Source organism: Porphyrobacter sp. MBR-155 (assembly GCF_040547625.1).
In the GTDB taxonomy this organism is placed as follows: Bacteria; Pseudomonadota; Alphaproteobacteria; order Sphingomonadales; family Sphingomonadaceae; genus Erythrobacter.
The window spans coordinates 91,107-111,359 of record NZ_JBEPQB010000012.1; the positions used below are offsets into that span (position 1 = coordinate 91,107).

25 protein-coding genes are annotated in these 20,253 nt (G+C 63.0%); 8 read left to right on the forward strand and 17 right to left on the reverse strand.

All coding sequences use genetic code 11. From position 1 onward, the window contains the following. Window positions 1-57: 57 nt before the first annotated feature. The gene (locus ABIE62_RS12990; RefSeq protein WP_354326655.1) at window positions 58-531 is read right to left on the reverse strand and encodes a c-type cytochrome; all 474 of its coding nucleotides are present in this window, start codon (window positions 529-531) and stop codon (window positions 58-60) included. 139 nt (window positions 532-670) lie between these two features. On the opposite strand from ABIE62_RS12990, the gene ABIE62_RS12995 reads away from it, so the two are divergent. Further along, window positions 671-1,483 (forward strand): DUF1499 domain-containing protein, encoded by an 813-nt coding sequence (locus tag ABIE62_RS12995; protein ID WP_354326657.1) that lies wholly within the window; start codon window positions 671-673, stop codon window positions 1,481-1,483. Window positions 1,484-1,537: 54 nt separating this feature from the next. On the opposite strand, the gene ABIE62_RS13000 is transcribed toward ABIE62_RS12995, so the two are convergent. From ABIE62_RS13000 to ABIE62_RS13020, 5 genes are read right to left on the reverse strand one after another with little or no spacing between them, the layout of a single operon-like run. Next, on the reverse strand, window positions 1,538-2,143 hold the full coding sequence (locus ABIE62_RS13000; RefSeq protein WP_354326658.1) for a CDP-alcohol phosphatidyltransferase family protein: 606 nt from the start codon (window positions 2,141-2,143) through the stop codon (window positions 1,538-1,540). 3 nt (window positions 2,144-2,146) lie between these two features. Further along, window positions 2,147-3,424: a NupC/NupG family nucleoside CNT transporter gene (locus ABIE62_RS13005; RefSeq protein ID WP_354326660.1), complete on the reverse strand. Its 1,278-nt coding sequence runs from the start codon at window positions 3,422-3,424 to the stop codon at window positions 2,147-2,149. A gap of 24 nt (window positions 3,425-3,448) precedes the next feature. Next, window positions 3,449-3,880 (reverse strand): hypothetical protein, encoded by a 432-nt coding sequence (locus ABIE62_RS13010; protein WP_354326662.1) that lies wholly within the window; start codon window positions 3,878-3,880, stop codon window positions 3,449-3,451. A gap of 27 nt (window positions 3,881-3,907) precedes the next feature. Further along, a complete protein-coding gene (locus ABIE62_RS13015) occupies window positions 3,908-6,046 on the reverse strand; it encodes a dihydrolipoyl dehydrogenase family protein (RefSeq protein ID WP_354326664.1) in 2,139 nt (712 codons plus the stop codon). A gap of 43 nt (window positions 6,047-6,089) precedes the next feature. Then, window positions 6,090-7,193: an FAD-dependent oxidoreductase gene (locus ABIE62_RS13020; protein ID WP_354326666.1), complete on the reverse strand. Its 1,104-nt coding sequence runs from the start codon at window positions 7,191-7,193 to the stop codon at window positions 6,090-6,092. 307 nt (window positions 7,194-7,500) lie between these two features. On the opposite strand from ABIE62_RS13020, the gene ABIE62_RS13025 reads away from it, so the two are divergent. Together ABIE62_RS13025 and ABIE62_RS13030 are read left to right on the forward strand one after the other, a co-directional pair. Beyond that, the gene (locus ABIE62_RS13025; RefSeq protein WP_354326667.1) at window positions 7,501-8,166 is read left to right on the forward strand and encodes a hypothetical protein; all 666 of its coding nucleotides are present in this window, start codon (window positions 7,501-7,503) and stop codon (window positions 8,164-8,166) included. 57 nt (window positions 8,167-8,223) lie between these two features. Next, complete coding sequence (locus ABIE62_RS13030; RefSeq protein ID WP_354326669.1) at window positions 8,224-8,913, forward strand: hypothetical protein; 690 nt, start codon at window positions 8,224-8,226, stop codon at window positions 8,911-8,913. A gap of 54 nt (window positions 8,914-8,967) precedes the next feature. Here the strand turns inward: ABIE62_RS13030 and ABIE62_RS13035 are convergent, their stop codons facing one another. From ABIE62_RS13035 to rpsU, 8 genes are all read right to left on the reverse strand, one after another. After that, window positions 8,968-9,426, reverse strand: coding sequence for a tRNA (cytidine(34)-2'-O)-methyltransferase (locus ABIE62_RS13035; protein ID WP_354326670.1), 459 nt, complete (start codon window positions 9,424-9,426; stop codon window positions 8,968-8,970). A 16-nt stretch (window positions 9,427-9,442) separates the two neighbouring features. After that, entirely contained in the window at window positions 9,443-10,939 is a 1,497-nt protein-coding gene (gatB, locus tag ABIE62_RS13040; protein ID WP_354326671.1) for an Asp-tRNA(Asn)/Glu-tRNA(Gln) amidotransferase subunit GatB, read from the reverse strand. Next, window positions 10,932-11,315, reverse strand: a complete 384-nt coding sequence (locus ABIE62_RS13045; protein ID WP_354326673.1) for a hypothetical protein — start codon at window positions 11,313-11,315, stop codon at window positions 10,932-10,934. Before ABIE62_RS13045 ends, gatB begins: the two co-directional genes overlap by 8 nt. A gap of 28 nt (window positions 11,316-11,343) precedes the next feature. Next, a complete protein-coding gene (locus ABIE62_RS13050) occupies window positions 11,344-11,502 on the reverse strand; it encodes a glutamyl-tRNA amidotransferase (protein ID WP_354326675.1) in 159 nt (52 codons plus the stop codon). Beyond that, a complete protein-coding gene (gatA, locus tag ABIE62_RS13055; RefSeq protein ID WP_354326677.1) occupies window positions 11,499-12,980 on the reverse strand; it encodes an Asp-tRNA(Asn)/Glu-tRNA(Gln) amidotransferase subunit GatA in 1,482 nt (493 codons plus the stop codon). Before gatA ends, ABIE62_RS13050 begins: the two co-directional genes overlap by 4 nt. Before the next feature lie 105 nt (window positions 12,981-13,085). Then, window positions 13,086-13,388, reverse strand: coding sequence for an Asp-tRNA(Asn)/Glu-tRNA(Gln) amidotransferase subunit GatC (gene gatC / locus ABIE62_RS13060; RefSeq protein ID WP_354326678.1), 303 nt, complete (start codon window positions 13,386-13,388; stop codon window positions 13,086-13,088). Window positions 13,389-13,399: 11 nt separating this feature from the next. Then, on the reverse strand, window positions 13,400-14,014 hold the full coding sequence (locus ABIE62_RS13065) for an FKBP-type peptidyl-prolyl cis-trans isomerase (RefSeq protein ID WP_354326679.1): 615 nt from the start codon (window positions 14,012-14,014) through the stop codon (window positions 13,400-13,402). 140 nt (window positions 14,015-14,154) lie between these two features. Then, window positions 14,155-14,358, reverse strand: coding sequence for a 30S ribosomal protein S21 (gene rpsU / locus ABIE62_RS13070; protein ID WP_354326681.1), 204 nt, complete (start codon window positions 14,356-14,358; stop codon window positions 14,155-14,157). A 232-nt stretch (window positions 14,359-14,590) separates the two neighbouring features. Here rpsU and crcB point away from each other — a divergent pair, with 232 nt between their 5' ends. Genes crcB through ABIE62_RS13095 form a run of 5 tightly spaced genes read left to right on the forward strand, consistent with a single transcriptional unit; the run spans window position 14,591 to window position 17,829 of the window. Then, a complete protein-coding gene (gene crcB / locus ABIE62_RS13075) occupies window positions 14,591-15,004 on the forward strand; it encodes a fluoride efflux transporter CrcB (RefSeq protein WP_354326683.1) in 414 nt (137 codons plus the stop codon). Further along, on the forward strand, window positions 15,001-16,221 hold the full coding sequence (locus ABIE62_RS13080; protein WP_354326684.1) for an RluA family pseudouridine synthase: 1,221 nt from the start codon (window positions 15,001-15,003) through the stop codon (window positions 16,219-16,221). Before crcB ends, ABIE62_RS13080 begins: the two co-directional genes overlap by 4 nt. Beyond that, window positions 16,218-16,886, forward strand: coding sequence for an HAD-IA family hydrolase (locus ABIE62_RS13085; RefSeq protein WP_354326686.1), 669 nt, complete (start codon window positions 16,218-16,220; stop codon window positions 16,884-16,886). Before ABIE62_RS13080 ends, ABIE62_RS13085 begins: the two co-directional genes overlap by 4 nt. Further along, window positions 16,883-17,128 carry a hypothetical protein gene (locus ABIE62_RS13090; protein WP_354326688.1) on the forward strand — a complete coding sequence of 82 codons (246 nt, stop codon included), beginning with the start codon at window positions 16,883-16,885 and terminating at the stop codon, window positions 17,126-17,128. The genes ABIE62_RS13085 and ABIE62_RS13090 overlap by 4 nt, the downstream gene beginning before the upstream one ends. Then, on the forward strand, window positions 17,125-17,829 hold the full coding sequence (locus tag ABIE62_RS13095) for an ATP12 family chaperone protein (protein ID WP_354326690.1): 705 nt from the start codon (window positions 17,125-17,127) through the stop codon (window positions 17,827-17,829). Before ABIE62_RS13090 ends, ABIE62_RS13095 begins: the two co-directional genes overlap by 4 nt. Window positions 17,830-17,832: 3 nt before the next feature. On the opposite strand, the gene ABIE62_RS13100 is transcribed toward ABIE62_RS13095, so the two are convergent. From ABIE62_RS13100 to ABIE62_RS13110, 3 genes are read right to left on the reverse strand one after another with little or no spacing between them, the layout of a single operon-like run. Next, window positions 17,833-18,450, reverse strand: coding sequence for an ABC-type transport auxiliary lipoprotein family protein (locus ABIE62_RS13100; protein WP_354326692.1), 618 nt, complete (start codon window positions 18,448-18,450; stop codon window positions 17,833-17,835). Beyond that, window positions 18,447-19,394, reverse strand: a complete 948-nt coding sequence (locus tag ABIE62_RS13105) for an MlaD family protein (protein WP_354326693.1) — start codon at window positions 19,392-19,394, stop codon at window positions 18,447-18,449. The genes ABIE62_RS13100 and ABIE62_RS13105 overlap by 4 nt, the downstream gene beginning before the upstream one ends. Window positions 19,395-19,437: 43 nt before the next feature. Next, window positions 19,438-20,250: an ABC transporter ATP-binding protein gene (locus ABIE62_RS13110; RefSeq protein ID WP_354326695.1), complete on the reverse strand. Its 813-nt coding sequence runs from the start codon at window positions 20,248-20,250 to the stop codon at window positions 19,438-19,440. Window positions 20,251-20,253 lie beyond the last annotated feature (3 nt).

The window sequence follows — 20,253 nt, forward strand, 5'->3', positions numbered from 1 at the left end:
AAAAGGGCGGCGTGGTTGCCCACACCGCCCCTTTGTCTCTGGCCCGAAGGCGAAAACTTACTTAGACTGGCTTTCGAGATAAGCGACCAGATTGGCGCGGTCCTGCGCGTTCTTGATGCCCGGAAACACCATCTTGGTGCCCGGCATGAATGCCTTGGGGCTTGCCAGATATTCGAACAGCGTCTCGGTCGTCCAGGTCACGCCGCTGTTCTTGTTGGCGTCGGAGTAATTGTAACCGGCCACCGAACCTGCTGTGCTGCCGACAATATTATGCAGCGACGGGCCGACGCGGTTTACGCCTTCTTCGAGCACATGGCACGAACGGCACAGCGCGAAGGTCTTTTCACCGGCGGCGGCATCGGTGGTCATGCTGGCGAAATCCACCGTCGCCGCAACTTCAGCGGTCGCGGCAGCAGCAACCGAAGGCGCAGCTGTTGCAGCCGGGGCTTGATCAGCGGCGCCATCGCCGCAAGCCGCAAGAGTGGTCAGGCTGGCCAGCGCCGCAGCGCCCAACAGGAAATCGCGTTTCATCGATAATTATCCTTTGAACTACGGGTTCTTTGTGTCCGCCAACGCGCCATAACCGAGTATTTCGGGCATGGAAAGCGCGGGTTCGCGGATCATGATTGCCAAAGATTGATATACGCAGCGTGCGCGTTAAAAGGTGTCCATGATGAAAAATCTGCCTTGGCACACCAAGATCGTCCTCGCCCTGCTGGCGTTCCTTCCGTTGTATTTCGCGGTTGCCGCGCTTGGCACGAAAATCGGGGTGTGGAGCTGGCAGACCGGGCTGGTGTCATTGTCATTTGGAGGAGGCGTGATCCTGCTGGGGGTCGTCGCGCTGGCCGCGCTGATATCGCTGATTATCGCCCTGCGCACCAAACCGCGCCGCAACGGGTTGTTGGCGGTCGCGATTATCGGTCTGCTGGTGCCGGGAGCGGTGTTCGTAATGTTCAGCGCTGCGAGAAGCGCGGCAGGCGACAACCCGATCCACGATATCGCCACCGATACCGCCAATCCGCCCGCGTTCTCAGCCGAAACGATGGCCGCGCGTGAGGCTGCGGGTGCCAATCCGCTGAGCGATTACCAGACCCCGCTGGGCCAGTTGGAACTTTACCAGAGCGTGCCGCCTGAACTCGCGATCAAATCACACGCGCAGATCATCACCGACCGCAAGGATCGCCCCGCTCCGCTGCCACTTGGCGGCGCGAGCAAGGCCGAAGGCGTGGCCGCGGTAAAAGCCGCGATGGACGCGATGGGGCTGAAAGACATCCGCAGCGATGCCGAGGCCGGAATGGTTGAAGGCGTGGCGGGAACCTTCTGGTTCGGATTCAAGGATGATGTGGTCGCCCGCGTTGGCGATGCGCAGATCGATTTTCGCTCGGTCAGCCGGGTGGGCCGCAGCGATATGGGCGCAAATACCGCGCGGATCATCGAACTGCGCAGCCGCACCGAGGCGCGGCTGGGATCGGCCAGCCGGTAGATATCGCTAGGCTCAGGACGGACGGACGTGCGGTTTTAAAATCGGGGCGTCGCGTCAGTCGCGAAACGCCGCCGCCGCCAGCGCGCTGCGTTGAAACACGGTCAGCACGCATAGCGCGGCATAGCCATAGGCGAGCACCGGGAACCACGCCGGAAACAGGCACATCGCGATGAACAGCGCGATGGTTTCGGTACCTTCGGCCAGCCCAGTGGAATAGAAAAAGCTCTTGCGCCCGTGCGCAGTGGTTTCCTCGCCGCGCTTGGCCGCGATCACCGCAAAGGCGAGGAAACTGACCCCGGTCAGCACGAAACTCGCCACCAGCACCAACGCTGGCAGGGTATTTTCCGCCGCCAACACCCCGAAGCCGAGCGGGATCGACACGTAGAACGCAAAGTCGGCGACGATGTCGAAATAACCGCCCAGATCGCTTGGCCCGCGCACCCGCGCCACTGCGCCGTCCAGCCCATCGGCCACGCGGTTGGCAAGGATCAGCCCCAGCCCCCAGCCGATATGGCCAAAGGCAATCGCCGCCGCGCCCGCCAGCCCCAGCACCAGCCCGGTAAAGGTCAGCCCGTTGGCAGTCACCCCAACCCCCGCAAGCATGCGCCCCGCCCAATTAAGCGGCGGGTCGATCAACGGGCGCAGTTTGGCGTCAAGCATCGGCTATACGCCCCAACTCACCAGCCCGATCCACGCCCCTGTCATCGCGGTGGCGAGGTTGCCGGCCAGCCAGCTTTTCATCCCCAGCCCCGCTGCTTCGGCGCGGCGTTCGGGGCACAGGGTGCCGATGGTCGATACCAGCAGGCCGACGCTGGCGAGGTTCGCCACGCCGCACAGCGCATAGGTGACGATCAGCAGACTGCGCGCGCCAAAGGTGCCATCGGGCAGCGCGGCGAGTTCAAGATAGGCGACATATTCGTTGAGGATCGCCTTGGTGCCCATCAACCCGCCCGCCGCCTGCGCCTCACCCCACGGCACGCCCAGCAGCCACATGAACGGCGCGAACACCCAGCCCATCACGCGTTTGAGACTGATCGCCTCGCCATCGATCAAGGGCAGCAGCGCCAACACCTGATCGGTCAGCGCCACCAGCGCAAACACCACGATGATCACCGCAATCACCGCGAGGAACAGCGCCATGCCGTCCATCGTGCCTTTGACAATCGCGTCGATGCTGGATTCGTAACGCAGGCCGGGTTCATCCTTCTCCACCGCCGTCTTGGCGTCCTCCGGCGTTCCCGGCACCATCAGCCGCGCAATCAGCAACGCGGCGGGGAGCGAGATCAACGAGGCGGAGATCATGTGACCCACCGCATCGGGCACGGTTTCGCGCAAGGTGGTGGCATAAAGGATCAAGATCGCGCCGCTGATGGTCGCCATCGTCAGCACCATGACCTGAAACAGTTCCGCGCGGGTCATCCGGTCGAAATAGGCGCGCGTGACCAGCGGCGCTTCCACCACGCCAAGGAAGATGCTCGCCCCGCCCGACAGGCCGACGACGCCGCTGACGCCCAGCGAGCGGCGGAGCAGGAACGACAGGCCGTTCACCAGCCAGCGCAGCACCCCCCAATGCCACAGCAGCGCGGCGAGCGCGGAAAACACGATTACCAGCGGCAGAATCTGGAACGCGATGATCAGCGGCGGCTGCGCGCCGTCTGCCAGCGCGAAAGGTAGCGGCGCCCCGCCGAGATAGCCGAACATGTAGGATGAGCCCTTGAGCGTCGCCTGTTCAATCGCGCTGACCGCAGAATTGGCAAGGCCCACCGCCTGCCACACCACTGGCACCCGCACGATCAGTACCGCCAGCAGCCCTTGCAACGCCAGCGCGCCCAGCATCCAGCGCCAGCCGGGATGGGCGCGGCGATCTTCGCTGAAACCCCACGCGAGCGCGACAAGCACCGCGAGGCCGATCAGACCTCGCAGTTGGTCAAACAGTTCCAAATTCTGCTCCTGTCTGCGGCGGTGTCAGCGCTTTTTGCCGAACAGATTATCGAGCGCCAGCGTATCGGAATCGCGCAACGCAATCAGCGCCAGCGCCGCGCCCGCCACCGTCAGCGAAGGGAAGAACAGCAGGTTTGCGTCTTCGGGCTTGGCAAACAGGTATTGGCCATAGGGATCAAGGAAGTGCCGCCAGATCGGCAGCACACCGCCAACCAGAATCACCGCTGATCCGATCAGGCTATATTTGCGAAACAGGCCCAACACCACCAGCAGGCCCAGCACCACTTCAAACCCGGCAAAGGCGAGCTGCAGCGTGCTGTCAGCACCAATCCCGCCGTAGTATTTGTTGGCCAGATGGGGGCCCATACCCTCTTTCAAGAGACGCGCCCCGCCCCACAGCACCAGCAGCATTCCGGTTCCCACCCGCATGATCAGCAGGGAAATCTTGGTAAGCATCTCTCGTTCTCCCGATGTGCAGAGCGATCAGCCGCGTCGCCATGCGTGGTAGCGTTCAACCCATTTCAGCACGCCTTCCGGCTTGTTCGCGCGTTTCCAGTTTCCTGCCGCAAACTTGTTGGCTTCGGCCATGGTCGGATAGGAATGGATCGTGCCGAGGATCTTGTTTAGCCCGATCCCGTGCTTCATCGCCAGCACATATTCGGCCAGCAACTCGCCCGCGTGTGCGCCGACAATGGTCGCGCCCAGCACCTTGTCCTTGCCCGGCGCGGTCAGCACTTTGACAAAACCCTTGGTTTCGCTTTCGGCAATCGCCCGGTCGAGATCGTCGAGGTCATAACGGGTCACGTCAACCGCGATGCCCTGCTCTGCCGCCTCACGTTCGTTGATGCCAACCCGCGCGATTTCAGGATCGAGGAAAGTCACTGCCGGGATCACGCGGTAATCGGCCTTGAACTTCTTGAAGGTGCCGAACAGCGCGTTGACGCTGGCATACCATGCCTGATGGCTGGCGGTGTGGGTGAACTGATACGGCCCCGCCACATCGCCCGCGGCAAAAATATTGGGGAACCTGGTCGCCAGAAATTCATCGGTAGTGACGGTGCGGTTGGTATCGACCCCGATATCCTCCAGCCCGAACCCGGTCAGCCGCGCCTTGCGTCCGATCGCGACGATCAGCGCATCATAGGCGATGCGCACTTCCTGCCCGCCATGTTCGGCGATCAGCGCGCCGTCTTCGACCCGCACCGCCTTGTGATCGGTAAGCACAGTGACGCCCGATTCCTCCAGCACGCTGCGCGCAAGGCTGGACACGTCCGCATCTTCGCGGCCCAGCAAATCGGGCATCATTTCAACCTGCGTGACATTGGAACCGAGCCGCGCGAGCGCCTGCGACAATTCACACCCAATCGGCCCGCCGCCAAGGATGATGACCCGCGCGGGCGCTTTATCCAGCTTGGCAAAGGTATCCCACAGCGTTTCGCTGGTGAGGTAGCCGCTGTCTTCGATCCCCGTGATCGGCGGCACCACCGGCTCCGCGCCCGATGCAATGATGATGCTGCGGGTGGTAAGCCGCTGGGTGCCGCCATCATTCCTCGCAATTTCAACCGTCCACGGATCGATGATCTTGGCATAACCCTTGACCACATCGACGCCGAGTTCAGTGTAGCGTTCGACAGAATCGTGCGGTTCAATCGTCTTGATCGTGTCCAGCACCCGCGCCATCACCGCCTTGAACGGCACCTTGGGTTCGCTCGCTTCCAGCCCGTATTTGTCGGCATTTCGCATCATCGCGGCGACCTTGGCGCTTTTGATCAGCGCCTTAGACGGCACGCAGCCAGTGTTGAGGCAATCGCCGCCCATGTCCTTGGCCTCGACCAGCGTGACGCTCGCCTTCACCTGCGCGGCGATATAGGCCGAGACAAGCCCCGCCGAACCGCCGCCGATCACCACCAGATTGCGGTCAAACTTTTTGGGCTTGGTGAACCCGGCATAGACCTTGCGCCGTTTGATCACCCCGATAATCCCCTTGGCCAGCCACGGCACGATGCCCAGCAGCGCAAAACTCGCGAGCACGCCGGGCGAGGCAATGCCCGACAAGCTGTCAATCTGCGCAAGCTGCGTGCCCGCGTTCACGTAAACAATGGTGCCGAGTAGCATCCCCAGCTGGCTCACCCAAGCATAAGTCCAGGTGCGGATGCGGGTCAGGCCCATCACCAGATTGACGACAAAGAACGGGAACACCGGGATCATCCGCAAGGAAAACAGGTAGAACGGCCCGTCCCGCTCCAGTCCGGCGTTGATCGCCTTCAACCGCTCACCAAAGCGCGCCTCGATAGTGTCGCGCAGGACATAGCGCGATGACAGGAACGCCAGCGTCGCCCCGATGGTTGACGCGAAGGAGACAAGCACCGTGCCCCCTGGCAATCCGAACAGCGCGCCCGCCGCCAGCGTCAGGATCGCTGCACCGGGAAACGAAGCGGCTGTCACCACCACATAGGCGAGGAAGAACCCGGCGATCACCGCGACAGGATTGCGCTGCTGAAACGCGGCTACATCGGCGGCGAGCGCCTTGATCCCGTCGAGCGTGAGATACTGGCCAAGATCAAAAATGAAATAGGCGGCCACCAGCGCAGCCAGCGCGGCAAGAATTGCAAATTTTTTCAAAACGAACTCCTTGCCCCCCAATTCGCCGCCATTGCGGCGCAAGTTACGCCTGTTTCGCAAGTGCAGCATATTTCGCAATCCAGCGCTTGTCGATCCAGTGCTTCAGGCGCAGCACGAAAGCCCCTTCGGCTGAGAGCGGGCCGTAGCTGGCAATTGCCGATCCGTCGCCGGTATTCATCAGATATAGGCTGTTGGCGCGCGGGCGATAGGCGGCGCGCGGCTCCGCTCCCGCCAGCGCGCTGCGCAGATTGGCGGCCAGCACGGGGCCGGCAAACACCGCATGCACGCCCGAATGGGCCAGCGGACGGTCGATCCGTGCGGCGATGTCTCCTGCGGCAAAGATGTGCGGGTGCGAGGGGGATTGCTGATGCTGGTCAACGCTGATGAAGCCCGCGCCGTCCACCGCCAGTCCGCTGTCTTTCGCCCAGCCCGGCGCCGCACTGCCTATCGCGGTGATGATCGCATCGGCCGGTTCGAGCGATACCGCGCCCGCCATGATCGCGCCGTTTTCCAGATGGGCATCATCGCGGTGCACCGCAATTTTCTGCCGCGCCAGCGCATGCGCAACCCTGCGCTGCACAGCGGGCGCAAAGCCGGGGAGCAGGCCGTCGCGCCCAGTTACCAGCGCCACTTGCGGCGCGGTGCCAGCATCCTTGCGGTTGCAAATGGCAAAGGCCAGTTCCACGCCCCCCGCACCGCCGCCCGCCACCACCACATGGCCAAGCGCAGGCAGCAGCGCGAGGCGATCAACAAAGCCGCCAATCGGGCGCACGTCGATCAGGCGCGGATCATCGCCCAGCAGCGCCGCGCCGCGCCCTTCGCCGCCGGTGTCGAATGATGCGATGTCAAAGGCAATTTCCCCTCCCCCCGCCGTGCGCACGCGCCGGGCATCGGGATCAAGCCCGGTGCAGGAATCGAGCACCAGTTCAACCCCGGCACGCTGCGCCAGCGCGGCCAGATCGACCAGCGCCTCATCGCGGCTATGCTGCCCTACGATCCAGCCCGGCACCATGCCCGAATAGCGCAATGTCGGCTGCGGGGTCAGCAATAGAGTGCGCGTGTCCGCAGGCACGCCGCGCGCGGTCCAGTCCGCCAGCACCGCAACATGCGCGTGCCCGCCGCCAACCAGCAGGAGTGTCTGGGTCAATGCGCTGTCCTTTGCTGCGGTTGTGCAGGTCGCCCCAACCCCATCGCGCGCGGTTCGATTGCGCGCAAGGATTTACCAGTGCGCCGCGATGCCGAAGCATTACGCGCTGGAATGCGAGGCTGCGAACAATCCTTCACCGCCGATAGCTCATAATTTATGTATTTAGATGTTATTTATCAATATATTGAATATAGCGCACGCTTCTCACGTTACGCCAAAAGTGAAATAGCGGTGCACCGCCGCTGATGCCGCTTGCCATGGGTTTGGGTCACGGATATTTCACACCTCTACGGCTTGGGGGAATCGCGTGAAGTCAGCCATTTTTGCGGCCATCGGCTGCACGGTCCTTGCCTTCGGAGCGCCGCTAAATGCGGCACAGGATGAACCAGCTGATACAGATCAGCCGACCGCCGTGGCCGTTTGCGAATTGCACGTCTGGCCTGCCGGTGCGGTGCGCTCAACCTATAATGGCTGGTTCCACGGCGGGATCGTCGATGGCGCGATCCAGGGGCGCGATGGGTATCGCAAATTGCCCGAATCCATTTTGTCGTCAAAAGACCAGGTCGACATTTTGCACGGGCTGGACGTTGCTGCGATCCTGCAATTGCAAGGCTACGCGGTTGTGGTGCACGATCAACCTTTGCCCAGCCGCGTGATCCGGACGACCGCTGGCCGACTGATGCCAGCTTCGCCGCCTTGCTATGCCGAACTGGTCACCGACGATGTATTCTTTCAGGATGACGTCTTTGCCGGTCAATACTTCAAGGCGATTTTCCGCTTTCGTAAGTTTGACGGCAGCGACGCATCGACCCGCAGTTTTGGCACATATGTGCAGCACAAGCTGGAACGGTTTCCGCCTCAGGAACCCGAACAGCTTGATGCCGCACTTGAGGAAATCCGGCTCGCCTATGGCAAGACCGTGAACGGGTTTGGTGAGGCGCTGAACCGCCCGCCCAAAAAGAAGAAGAAATAGGGTTTCAAAGCATAATTTACAGACGCGTGCTGCGGCACGGATTGAAAGGTAAACCTGATGAAATTTCCGATATTGCTGGCTGCCGGATTGGTTTTGGCCGCCTCGGCACCCGCCATTGCTCAGGCGCAGGACGCGCCCGCAGATTATACCCCCAGTGCCAAGGGCCTGTTGCCCGAAGTGGCGGCGGATGGCTGCGAATTGCATGTCTGGCCGGCAGAACGGATGCAATCGCTGACATCGGGTCTGCTCGGGCCGGGCCTGCTCAATTCCGCGATCAACTCGGGCAAGGATGCCAACAACAAGACCTTGTTGGCGAGCGCGCTGGACAGCCCGTCGCAGCTTGACGCATTGCAGGATCTCGACCTGCGCACGCTGCTGAAACTTACGCCGGGCACCACCATCATCCGGCACGAAACCCCGCTCGAACGCAAGACCATGAACAAGGTCAAGGAACGCCGCGCCGATTCCACCTCGGCATGCTATTCGGAACTGATCGTGGCCGATGTATTCTATCAGAAGGCGGCGATCTATGGCCGCTCGCTGCGGACGCTGTTCATGGTGCGCCAGTTCGGCAATGACCAGAAAATCGACAAGGAATACAAGGCATGGGGCGGCAACGGATTGAGCCTGTTTCCACCCAAGGAAGGCGAAGACGCGATCGCTGCGCTCGATGAACTGGTCAGCGTCTACAAGGCCAATTTCGAAGAATTTGCCAAGAACGCGCGCACAAGGCTGGCGGCGAAGTAAACCTCGCTGGCGTAATCCCGCAGGGCCGTCGGAGCGATCCGGCGGCCCTTTGGGTTACAGCTTCCCCCGCAGCGCCTGATACGCCGCAGCCGCCACGGTGTTGGCGAGGTTGAGCGAGCGGATCACGTCTGACCGCATCGGCAGGTGGAACAGTCGGTCGGGGTTCTGGTCAATGATGGGCTGCGGGATGCCCTTGGTTTCCTGCCCGAACACCAGCATCGCATCGTCGGGATAGTCGGGTTCATAGAAACTGCGGCTGCCGAATTCCTCGAACAGGAACAGCTGATCGGGACGCGGGGTGCGCGCCGCGAGGAACGCCTCCCAATTGGCATATTCGGTCAGGTTGACGTGGGGCCAATAATCCAGCCCTGCACGCTTCACCTGTTTGTCGGAAATGTCGAAGCCAAGCGGGTGGATCAGGATCAACTCCATCCCCAACGCCACACAGGTACGCCCCACCGCCCCGGTGTTGCCGGGGATTTCGGGCTGGATCAGGATGATGGAGAGGCCCATCAGGCCGCCCCCGCGGTCAGCCCAGCTTGTCCTTCAGCAACTGGTTCACCACACCCGGATTGGCCTTGCCCTGCATCGCCTTCATCGTCTGGCCGACGAAGAAGCCGAACAGCGCTTCCTTGCCGCCGCGGTACTGTTCGACCTTGTCAGAGTTGGCGGCGATAATCGCGTCCACGGCGGCTTCGATCGCGCCGGTGTCGCTGACCTGTTTCAGCCCTTCGGCGTCCGCAACTTCCGCCGGGTCGCGGCCAGTCTTGAGCGCGATTTCAAAGATTTCCTTGGCCTGCCCGCCGCTGATTTCGCCCTTGTCCTGCATTGCAAGGATGCTCGCCTGCGCGGCAGCCGTGGCATTTGCGGGGTCAGCTTCATCGCCCAGCGCCTTCATCACCCCCGGCGCGACCGACAGCGACCAGTTGGCGACCTGCGTGGCGACCGCCGCCTCGCCCTTGCCAATCACTTTGGCGGTTTCAGCCAGCAGCGTTTCAAACCGCGCGAAGGTTTCCACCTCGGCGGTCAACTCGCGCGCGTTATAGGGCGTGAGGCCAAGCACCTCGACATAGCGCCGCCGCTTGGCATCGGGCAGTTCGGGGAGCGAGGCGCGGCAATCGGCGAGGAAATCCTCCTCCAGCACCAGCGGCAGCAAATCGGGATCGGGGAAGTAGCGATAATCGTGCGCGTCTTCCTTGCTACGCATGGTGCGCGTGGTGCCGGTGCCGGGGTCGAACAGCCGGGTTTCCTGCACGATCCGCCCGCCGCTTTCGATCACATCGACCTGACGGCTGGCTTCGTATTCGATCACCTGCATGACAAACCGCACCGAATTGACATTCTTCGTCTCGGTCCGCGTGCCGAATTCCTCGCCCGGACGGCGCACGGAGACATTGACGTCGGCGCGCATCGATCCTTCTTCCATATTGCCATCGCAGCTGCCGACATAGCGCAGGATTGCGCGCAGTTTGCGCACGTATGCCCCGGCCTCGGCGGGTGAGCGCATATCGGGCTTCGACACAATTTCCATCAGCGCCACGCCGCAGCGGTTGAGGTCAACATAGGACATGGTCGGGTGCTGATCATGCATCAGCTTGCCCGCGTCCTGCTCCACGTGAATGCGCTCAATCCCGATGATCTTGTCCTCCGGGATGCCCGCCTTTTCGTCCGCATCGATCAGCAGCTGCCCTTCGCCCACGATCGGGTGGTAAAGCTGGCTGATCTGGTAGCCCTGCGGCAAGTCGGCGTAGAAATAATTCTTGCGGTCAAACCGGCTCCACGCGTTGATCTGCGCATCAATCGCCATTCCGGTGCGCACCGCCTGCCGGATGCATTCGCGGTTGGGCACCGGCAGCATCCCCGGCATCGCGGCATCGACGAGCGACACCTGCGCATTAGGCTCCGCCCCGAAGGTGGTCGACGCGCCGGAAAACAGCTTGGAATGCGAAGTCACCTGCGCGTGGACTTCAAGGCCGATCACGACCTCCCATTCGCCGGTGGCACCCTGAATGCGGTAGTTACTCATCGTTCAACCCCAACAAATAAACCTCGGTCGCTTTCAACTCATTGCGAGCGATGTCATCGAATCTACCATCGCCAGTGATCGAGATTGATTCCAGAAACAGTATGCTCATATCTTTGTATTCTGGATATTTTTTTAGCTCTCGCAGGTAAACGACCATAGCTGGACCATTAAATGTCCCATCAGCCGATTTCAGCATCCCGTTCAATCTGATGCAGAGTTCAGAATATTCATGAACGTACGACTGCCTTGCCAACTCCTTCTTGGCTTTCCTGCGCGTCTGCTCAACGACAATGCCTGTCAGAATGACCATAATCCAGAAAGGGATGACCATCCCAAAAATGATCAATCCGATGGTCGTCCATTCAAAGCCTGTCACTGGCAACCCTCGCGCGAAGCACCATCCGTCATTTCGTTTCCTCGTCACTCTCGGGGCGTTCGCGCGTATCGAACCGCGCCTCGCCGTGATCGACGTTCTTTCTTACCCAATTGGCGACCATGAAGGTCAGCGGCACCGCGAGGGCGATGCCGATGCCGGCAAGCCACAGCGGCAGATCGGCGTTCACCACCACTTCTCTGGCTTCGCGCTGAAGCCCGAGCGCTGCTGGATCGCTAGCCCAGCATTGAGCACGCCCTGTTCGTCAAACGGGCGGCCTACCAGTTGCAGGCCCAGAGGCAGGCCATCGGCGTTGATCGTTGCAGGCACGCTCATTGCGGGCAGACCTGCAAGGCTGGCGGGCACGGCGAAAACATCATTCAGATACATCGCCAGCGGGTCATCGACATTCTCGCCGAGCGGGAAGCTCGCCGTGGGCGTGGTCGGGGCGTGGATCACGTCGCACTCTTGGAACGCGCGCTCGAAATCGCGCGCCACCAGCGCCCGCACCTTCTGCGCCTGCGTATAATAGGCATCGTAGAAGCCCGCTGACAGCACATAGGTGCCGATCAGGATGCGGCGTTTGACCTCGTCCCCGAACCCGGCGGCGCGGGTGGCGGCGTACATATCCTGCAAGCCGGAGCCATCCGGCAAATCGCGCAAGCCGTAACGCACCCCGTCATAACGCGCGAGGTTGGAGGAGGCTTCGGCAGGGGCGATGATGTAGTAGGCGGGCAGCGCATATTTGGTGTGCGGCAGCGACACGTCGACGATTTCCGCGCCCGCATCGCGCAGCCACGCCTTGCCCTGCTCCCACGAATCGAGGATCGCCTGATCGGTGCCCTCCATCCGGTATTCGCGCGGTATGCCGACTTTCTTGCCGCGCAGGTCAGCGTTCAGCGCGCCCTCCCAATCGGGCACGTCCATCTGGAGGCTGGTCGAATCCTTCGGATCGAACCCCGCCATCGCGCCGAGCATGATCGCGCAATCTTCAACGCTGCGCGCCATCGATCCGGCCTGATCGAGGCTGGAGGCGAAGGCGACGATGCCCCAGCGGCTGCACCGCCCATAAGTCGGTTTGATCCCGCAGATGCCGGTGAAGGCCGCCGGTTGCCGGATTGACCCGCCGGTGTCGGTGCCGGTTGCGGCAGGCGCAATCCGCGCCGCGACTGCCGAGGAGGAACCGCCCGAAGAACCGCCGGGGCTCATCGGCTGGTTGCTGCCGGACTTGCGCCACGGTGAGGCGACATTGCCGAAATAGCTGGTTTCGTTGGACGAACCCATCGCGAACTGATCGAGGTTCAATTTGCCGAGCATCCCCGCGCCTGCGTCCCACAGCTTCTGCGAAACGGTCGATTCGTAACGCGGGATGAAGCCTTCGAGGATGTGGCTGGCAGCCGTGGTCTGCACGCCGTGGGTGGCGAACAGGTCTTTCATCCCGATTGGCACACCCGCCATTGCACCCAGCGGTTCGCCAGCCGCGCGCGCGGCGTCGACCTTGTCGGCGGCGGCGAGTGCATGATCGGGGGTGGTCACGATGAAGGCGTTGAGCGCGGCAGCATCGGCCACGGCCGCGTTGAAACTTTCCGCGACTTCGCGCGCGGTGAAGCTGCCATCGCGCACGCCATCGCGAATGTCTTTGACGCCGAATTGGGTAAGGTCAGTCATACTATCAGCGAGTCCCCGCGAAGGCGGGGATCTCATACCTCCCGCGCATCGCCAAATTGCTGGAGACCCCCGCCTGCGCGGGGGCGCACACTTGCATTCAAAAAATCACTCGATCACTTTCGGCACGCCAAAGAACCCGTGTTCTGCCGCCGGGGCATTGGCGAGCACATCATCGCGCCTCCCGCCGCCGGTCAGCGGATCGGCATCGACCACATCATCGCGCAGCCGCAAGGTGTTGGGGATCACCGCCGCCATCGGCTCGATCCCGGACACGTCGACTTCGCCCAATTGTTCGACCCATTGGAGGATGCCGTTCAATTCGGGCACCATGCGTTCGAGCGCGGCATCATCCATGCTGATGCGCGCCAAAGAGGCGATTTTGGCGACGTTTGCCTTGTCCACCGACACGCGCGTTCCCCTTACTGGCCCGGCGCGGGCTGCGGTGCGGCTTGGGGGCCATCCTGCGGCGCGCCCATCTGGCCCTGCCCCATTTGACTTTGCCCCATCCGGCTCTGCATCGCCTGTTGCAGAATGCTCAGGTTCCGTTCGAAGGTCTGCTGACTCATGATGTCGATCACCTCGATTTCGAATTCGAGATCGGCGTTCGGCGGGATCGGCGCGCCCGGCGGCGGCTCTGCCCCGTACGCCTTGTCGGCGGGGATGAAGAGCGTGTATTTTCCGCCCTTCTGCATCTGCTGCAACCCTTCAAAAAAGCCGGGAATGGTCGCGCCTTCCTCAATCGGGAACGGGGTGCCTTCGGGGAAGATGCCTTCGACGGGGAGCGGAATATCGCGCGATTCGTCAAACACCGTGCCATCGGCGGCAAGTTTGCCCTTGTATTTCAGGAACACCACATCGCCGACCACTGGCGTCGGGCCGGTGCCCGCCACCTGGGTGTCAATATCTACGCCGCGCGGCACAGCGGCCCAGGCGAGGCCCGCCCCCACTGCAATCGCCAGTACCACGCCGATCCACAGCTTGGTCAGCGATCCCTTGGCGACGGGTTTGATCGGAACACGGGTTATTTCGGTCATGGCTTGATCCTGAGTGGCGGCGCATCATGCGCTGCGTTGTGACGGCAAAAGGGCGCGGATTTATGCCGCGCCCTGATGGCTTATTGGAAAGGGGGATTCAAGCGGTTCTGCGAAGCAAAGCGCGCTTGCGGACGGGATAATTAGCTCCCGTCACGCTCCAACCGCTTGCGCTCCATCTTGCGGGCGCGGCGCACGGCGGCGGCCTTTTCACGGGCGCGCTTTTCGCTCGGCTTTTCGTAATGGCGACGCAGCTTCATTTCGCGATAGACGCCTTCGCGCTGCAGCTTCTTCTTGAGCGCGCGCAAGGCCTGATCAACATTATTATCGCGAACCATGATTTGCATAAAAGCCAACTACCTCAATCTTGAAACGCCAGAGCCCGCCCGATTCTCGCGGGGATACGCGGTCAATTTCCACTGAAAGGCGGGCGATTCCCACGCGGGACCGCCCTGATTACGGCGCTCCGATAGTCCAACACTACCCGAAACGCAAGCCGCCAGCGACGCATCAGCGCAGAATCGCGGTTTTGCCAGCCCTGCTAGGCAGAGCGCGCGCGCATCGCTAAGAGCCTTGGCGATGAACCCTTCTGCACTTTCTCCACTCGCCGCATCGGCGCTGGTTGCCTCTGGCGGCGCCGTTGGCGCACTGGCGCGGTATCAGGCTGGTCGGCTGATGACCCACACGCTCGGCCCGCGCACAGTCGATGCCTTCCCGTGGGCGACACTCACTGTCAATCTAGCGGGGTGTCTGTTGATGGGGATAGTGTTCGGCTGGCTGGCACGGCACGGCGGAGCAGGCGAACACCTGCGGCTGCTGCTCGGCGTTGGTATGCTGGGCGGGTTCACCACCTTCAGCGCGTTCAGCCTTGAACTGCTGTTGCTGACCGAACGCGGCACGCCGGGGCTGGCGTTTGCCTATGCGGCGGTGTCGGTGATGGCGGGCCTTGCCGCCTTGTGGCTGGGCCTCACCATGATGCGCGGTGCGGCATGACCATTGAGCAAGCTCAGGGCGAGAGCGACAACGTGCGCCAGTTCACCGTCAGCGAGGATGACGACGGCATCCGGCTCGATCGCTGGTTCAAACGCAACCTGCCGCTGATCGGGTTCGCCACCGTATCGCGCTGGGCGCGCACTGGGCAGATCCGGGTCGATGGCAAGCGGGTGAAGCCCGAAGATCGGCTGGCTGAAGGGCAAGTTCTGCGCGTCCCGCCGGGGGGTGAGGAACAACCAACCGCGCGCAAGGCTGCACCGCGCACCCGCACGCTCAGCCCCGAACAGATCGCCGAAGCACATGACATGGTGATTCGCGAAACGGCGTCTGCAATCGTGCTCAACAAGCCGCCGGGCCTCGCCACGCAGGGCGGCAGCAAGATGACCAAACACGTCGACGGACTGCTCGATGCGTTTGTCACCGACGAGAAAACGCCGCGCCCGCGGCTTGTCCACCGGCTCGACAAGGATACCTCGGGCGTGCTGCTGATCGCGCGCACGCCGGGGGCGGCGGCGAGTTTCTCCAAACGCTTTGCCAGCCGTTCGGCGCGCAAGGTCTATTGGGCGCTGGTGGTCGGGAACCCGGCGCTGGCCGAAGGGGTGATCGACGCCCCGCTCGCCAAACAACCGGGCACCGGCGGCGAGAAAATGCACGTTGACGAAGAAAACGGCGCGGCGGCGAAAACCCGTTACCGCGTGGTCGATCATGCGGGCGAACGCGCGGCATGGGTGGAGCTGGAACCGCTCACCGGGCGCACGCATCAGCTGCGCGTCCACATGGCGGCGATTGGCCATCCGATCGTGGGTGACGGCAAGTATGGCGGGCCGGATTCGTTCCTGACCGGCGCGGTCAGCCGCAAGATGCACCTCCACGCGCGCCGGTTGATCATCTCGGAACCGAGCACCAAGGCCGCGAGTGGCGGCAAGTTGGACGTCATCGCCGAACTTCCGCCGCATTTTGCCATGAGCATGGACGTGCTAGGCTTCGATCAGAGCCTGTCCGACGCATCGCCCTTGCGCGAAGAAGCGCCCGAACGGTCGGGTGAGGAGAAGAAACAGGCCGCCCGCCGCCATTTCAAACAGGCGCGCAAGGAAGCCCGTGCGCCCCGCCGCGCGCGCGGTGATGTGGCGACCAAGGGCAAGAAGGCACCCGGCAAACCCGCCGCCAAGCCCGCACCCAGAAAGGCCAAGCCCGCCCCTAAAGGCCCGCGCAAGTGAGCGCCACGCGTCTGGCCGTGTTCGATTGCGATGGCACGCTGGTCGATGGGCAGGCGGACGTGTGCTGGGCGATGGAGCGCGCCTTTACCCGCGCTGGCCTGCCCGCGCCTGATAGCCAGTTGGTGCGGCGGATTGTCGGGTTGAGCCTGCCGGTTGCGGTGCGCGAACTTTCGCCCGATCTGGCGGAGGATCAGGCCCGCGCCGTCACCGAATATTACCGTTCCAGCTACCGCGCGCGGCGCGAAGAAGGCCTGCTCGACGAACCGCTTTATGATGGCATGGCCGAACTGCTCGCCAATCTGCACGGCGCGGGCTGGAGCCTCGCGGTTGCCACCGGCAAATCCGACCGTGGGTTGAATGCCTGCCTGAAAACGCACGGGATCGCCGATCTGTTCGTGTCGCTCCAGACCGCTGACCGTCACCCCTCCAAACCGCACCCGGCGATGCTGGAGGCTGCCTTGTTCGAGGCTGGTGCAGCGCCGCATCAGGCGGTGATGATCGGCGATACCAGTTTCGATATGGCGATGGCACGGGGCGCCGGGGTGCGCGCGGTGGGCGTGGCATGGGGCTATCACGCTCCGCATGAATTGCTGGAACACGGCGCGTTGAGCGTGGCCAGCAATATCCGCGAGCTGGCCGAAGCGCTGGAGGCGGCGCTGCCATGAACCTGTCCCCGCGCGAAGCTGCCGAGGCGCAGGCCCAGCGGCGCTACATCATCATGAACGTCGCGCGCATTGGCGGCATCGCGCTGTTGCTGCTGGGCGTGGCGATTACACGGGATGTGCTTCCGGTGAAGTTGCCGTGGGAGCTGGGCGCGGGGCTGGCGGTGGTGGGGCTGCTGGAGTTTTTCTTCCTGCCGCCAATCATCGCCAAACGCTGGAAAGCCGGAGATAACAAGCGCTCATGATCCGCAGGTTCTACACCGATGTAACGCTTGGTGAAGTGCCCGGCGGTTGGCAGGTGCTGCTGGATGGGCGCGGGGTCAAAACCGTGGGCGGCGCGGCGCAGATCGTGCCCACGCAAGGGCTAGGCGAAGCGCTGGCGGCGGAATGGCGGCGGCAGGGCGACAAAATCGATCCCGCCAGCCTGCCGCTGCGCGATATGGCCGATTACGCGATTGATGTGGTGGCGGCCGATCGGGCAGCGATTGCCGATGGCCTGATCGCCTACGCCGAAACCGATACGCTGTGTTACCGCGCCGATCCTGACGCGCCGCTTTATGCCCACCAACAGGCGGTATGGGAGCCGCTGCTCGCGCGGTTTGAGGCGGATCATGGCATCGCGCTGGTGCGGGTCAGCGGCATTCTCCACCGCCCGCAGCCTGCCCCGGCATTGGCGGTGCTGCGCGCGCGGCTGGAGACGCTGAACCCATTCGCGCTGGCCGGGGTGGAGGCAATGGCGAAGCTCGCCGCATCGCTGATCACCGCGCTCGCCGCGCTCGATACAGACGATGAGGACGCACCGCTGGCACTGTGGCAGGCGGCGTGCCTTGAAGAAGAATGGCAGGCCGACCTATGGGGCCGCGACGAAGAGGCCGAGGAACGCCGCGCCCGGCGTGAGGCCGATTTCCTGCGCGCCTGCGGGTTCGCCCGGCTGGCGCAGGCGTAGGCTTTACCCCTCGCCCCCAACCCAATCCGCGACATCGCTTGCCACGCTATTGGCGGCGCGGTTGATCGCTGCGCCGACGGCGCGGGCATCGGCCGGAACCCCGGTTTCACGCGCCTCAAACCGGCGGGTGCTGGTGGTGCCTGCATCGTCGATCCGGATCGCATCAAACCGCACCACCACTGCCGAAGCGCGCGCATCATAACCCATGTCGATCAGGCTGCCGCGCAGGCTCACCGTGGGAAGCGCCACGGTTTCATCATTATCGAGCACCAGCGCCCCGCCGCGCGCACGCAAGGTTTCGCCCAGCAGGCTGCGGAACAGGCGCGCGGGCTTTTCCACCCAGAATGCGTCTTTCAGATAGGCCAGTTCGGTATCCGACACCGCGACTGGCACGCGCAGCACATCCAGTTTGGCCGGAGTGTCGATAGCCAGCACCGCGATGACCGGGCGCTGCGCCCCGGAAACGCCATCTCCCGAAGCCGCGCGCGCGGTCGGGCTTAACGTCAGCAGGCTCTCCGGCGCGGCGCCTCCCAGGCTGATACAGCCGGGCAGCGCCAGCAATGCGGGCAGCATGATCAGGGCGGGCCATTTGCGCAGGCTCATCAAATCGGTCTTCCTCATGGCTTGTAATCCGGCAGTGATTCGCCCCCAAGCAGCGCGCCCGCGCCTTCGCTTTCGAGCTTTTCGGTGATCGCCCGCAAGGCGCGACTGGTGGCGCGCAGATCCTGCAAGGTTGCCTCGGCATTGGGCAGCGTGCTGGTGCGCAATTGCCGCGCGGCGGGGCGGGTGTCCTCCAGCGTGGCCGCCAGCGAGGTTAGCGCCTGATTCGCCGCATTCAGCGTCCCGCGCAGTTCCTCGGCCAGCGGTGAGCCTTCTTTCTTGACCAGCGCATCGGTGGTCAGCGTCAACTGTTCGACCGCGTCCAGCGCCTGATTGAATTCGGCCAGCGTGGTCTGAAACCCTTCAAGATTGGCGACCAGTGCCGGGGTGGCATTGGCGAGATCCTCAGTCAGGCGGTTGGAATTTCTGAGGATGCCCGAAATCTGCTCCTGATTTTCAGGGCCGAGAATGGTGTTGAGCTGTTCGGTCAGCGTCGCCAACCGTTCCAGCAGCACCGGGGCATTCGCGACAATCGCGCCAAACCCGCCGCGTCCGGGCGGGATCACCGGGCGGCCTTCGGGGCAGGCGGTGCTTTCACAGGTGATTGGCGGGGCATCCTTGCGCGCACCGTCCAGCAGGATGGTCGACACCCCGGTAAAGCTGGCCTCAATCGTGGCCTGTGTGCCGACCAGCATCGGCACATCTTCGCGCACCTTGATCCGCACACGCACGAATTCCGGATTGTCCTCTGCCAGTGCAATGTCGATCACCTGCCCCACCGGCACCCCGGCAAAACTGACCTGGCTGCCATTCGCCAGCCCCGACACCGATTGGCCGTAGAAGATGTCATATTCGTTGTGCGCACCCTGCCCCAATCGCGCGATCCACACGATAAACGCCGCCAGCGCTACCAGCAGCAGCAGCGTGACCGCACCGACCCAGAGATGGTTCGCTCTTGTTTCCATATCCGTTTCCTATGAACGCCGCAGGGCGTCCCTGTCCAATATTCTATCCATCAGAGCGCGCCCGGCTGCGATCATGTGATCCCTGCGCCGCGCGCCCACGCGGGCCGTTGAAATATTCCTCGATCCACGGGTGGCCGGTGGCGATGACTTCGGGGATGGTGCCGACCGCGATGATTTTTTTCTCACCGATCACCGCCACCCGGTCGCAAATCTCATACAGCGTATCGAGATCGTGGGTGATCAGGAACACGGTAAGGCCCAGCGTTTCCTTCAATTCGCGGGTCAGCCGGTCAAATTTGGCCGCGCCGATGGGATCGAGCCCGGCGGTGGGTTCGTCCAGAAACAGCAATTCAGGGTCGAGCGCCAGCGCGCGCGCCAACCCGGCGCGTTTCTTCATCCCGCCCGACAATTCCGAAGGGTATTTGGACACCGCGTCATCAGGTAGGCCCGACAAGATCACCTTGTAACGGGCAATTTCGCACCGCAACTTCCAATCAAGATCGGGGTGAAACTTTTTCAGCGGCACTTCGACATTTTCGCCCACCGTCAGGGTGGAAAACAGCGCCCCGCCCTGGAACAACACGCCCCAGCGGCAGCGCACGCCGAAATCGCTGTCGGGATCGCGCCCGGTGATGGTTTTGCCGAGCACCTCGATCCGCCCCGCGCTCGGCTCCTGCAAGCCGATGATCGAGCGCATCAGCACCGATTTGCCGCTGCCCGACCCGCCGACCACGCCGAGAATTTCGCCCTTGCGCACGGTAAGATTGAGCCCATCGTGCACCACGAAATCGCCGAACTGGTTGACGAGGCCTTCGACCACAATCGGCGCGCCTTCATCGGTGGGGTGATCCGTCATCGC